Annotated in this window: 1 pseudogene; it reads left to right on the top strand. The window is 69.7% G+C overall.

Annotated elements, in window-relative coordinates:
- Window positions 1-254, top strand: a pseudogene (locus tag AAEY88_RS14585) (hypothetical protein); the annotation flags it as partial.

Below are 254 nucleotides of genomic sequence, written 5' to 3'. Positions count from 1 at the left end.
GCGCAAATACAACGCCCGCATCAAGCAGATGCTGGCGTGGTGGGCCACCGGCAGCAACCTCGATGCGCGCCTGGCCGATATGGGCCTGGAACGCCAAGTACTCGACCCAGGCGACCCGGCCGCGTTCCCGCCGGTGCCGCCCACCTTGGAAAGCGACGACGACGCCCGCCTGCGCTACTACCTGGCACCCCACGCCCCAGCGGCGGGCTCGCGCATGCAGTATCGCCGCGAAGTGTTCACCTTGGGCGAGCGCC

The organism is Psychrobacter sp. CAL346-MNA-CIBAN-0220 (assembly GCF_040309805.1).
Lineage (GTDB): Bacteria > Pseudomonadota > Gammaproteobacteria > Pseudomonadales > Moraxellaceae > Psychrobacter.
The sequence above is the reverse complement of the archived record's forward strand: the minus strand, read 5'-3'. Positions and strand labels throughout refer to the sequence as shown.